This is a genomic window from Enterobacter sp. 01-M-02-SI-ECC, from assembly GCF_047530595.1.
GTDB lineage: Bacteria > Pseudomonadota > Gammaproteobacteria > Enterobacterales > Enterobacteriaceae > Enterobacter > Enterobacter cloacae_M.
The window spans coordinates 1-1,332 of sequence record NZ_JBLKCZ010000088.1; the positions used below are offsets into that span (position 1 = coordinate 1).

At 57.8% G+C, this 1,332-nt stretch carries 1 protein-coding gene; it reads right to left on the reverse strand.

The window, feature by feature from the left end:
• Positions 1 to 1,149, reverse strand: a protein-coding gene (locus ACMWLG_RS25770; protein ID WP_370737431.1) for an IS3 family transposase whose coding sequence is annotated in 2 segments (ribosomal slippage) — positions 1 to 882 and positions 882 to 1,149 — 1,150 coding nt annotated over the 2 segments. Because the reading frame shifts where the segments join, the coding sequence is not laid out codon by codon here. This gene is flagged as partial in the annotation.
• Positions 1,150 to 1,332: the final 183 nt, after the last annotated feature.

Consider the following 1,332-nt stretch of genomic DNA (forward strand, 5'->3'; position numbering starts at 1 on the left):
ATCCCCTGGGCGAAATGCGCCTGGTAAGCAGAGTTTTTGAAATGTAAGGCCTTTGAATAAGACAAAAGGCTGCCTCATCGCTAACTTTGCAACAGTGCCAATGTGGGCGTCTGGTGTTGTAGAAGTTCAGATATCGGGCGATGCCAGCGCGTGCCTCGGACACAGTCTTGTAGGCATGGAGGTAGACTTCCTCGTATTTGATCGAACGCCAGAGCCGCTCGACGAAGACATTGTCTCGCCACGCACCCTTGCCATCCATCGAGATGGCAATCTGTGACCTCTTCAGCACGGCGGTGAAGTCGATGGAGGTGAACTGCGATCCCTGGTCGGTATTGAAGATTTCCGGCCTGCCATGACGGGCAAGTGCCTCCTCCACCGCCTCGATGCAGAAGGCTGCTTCCATCGTGATCGACAACCGCCATGACAAGACCTTCCGGCTGAACCAGTCCACGACGGCGCACAGATAGACAAATCCCCGCGCCATGGGGATGTAGGTCAGGTCCATTGCCCACACCTGATTGGGCCGGGTGACTGCCAGCTTTCGTATGTGCCCTGGCGCTGGTTTCGAGGTGTTCGGGCGGCGGTAGATCGCCTTGATGCCCATCTTCTTCATCAGCGTGGCGACGTGTCGCCGCCCGGTCTCCAGACCTTCTCCTCTCAAGAGCCCTTGCAACATCCGACTTCCGGCAAAGGGGTAGTCGAGATGCAATTCGTCAATCCGGCGCATAAGGGCCAGATCGCCGTCAGACACCGGACGAGGCAGATAGTAGACGCTGCCACGGCTGAAGCCGAGAAGCTTCGCCTGGCGCACGACGGATAGCTTGTGCTCGCGGTCGATCATTTCTTTCCGCCCAGCAATCCCGCCTTGCCGAGCGCACCGGATAAAAAATCGTTCTCCAGTGTCAGTTCGCCGATTTTCGCGTGCAGCGTTTTGACATCGATGGTCGGACCCGACGGCTCCGCTTTCGTTTCATCGCCGAACACACCTGTCGCCCCCTCAAGGAGCTGGTCTTTCCATTGCTTGATCTGGTTGGCGTGCACATCGAACTGCTGGGACAACTCCACCAGCGTCTGCTCACCTCGGATGGCGGCAAGTGCCACCTTCGCCTTGAAAGCCGGGCTATGGTTCCGGCGCGGTCGTCTCGTCATGGTCTCTCCTGTTCCCGGCATCTAAGCCGAAGTCAGGCAGAAACTCCACTTATCCCCGCTGTGCAGATTTCCCGAGCCAGCTCTAAGGCGATCAGGTGCGCTGATCGAGTCTGTCGAGCACCATCGCTGCAAGTTCATCGCTGGTGTGTGCACCACTATCGAGAACACGGGTTGTGGACGGAA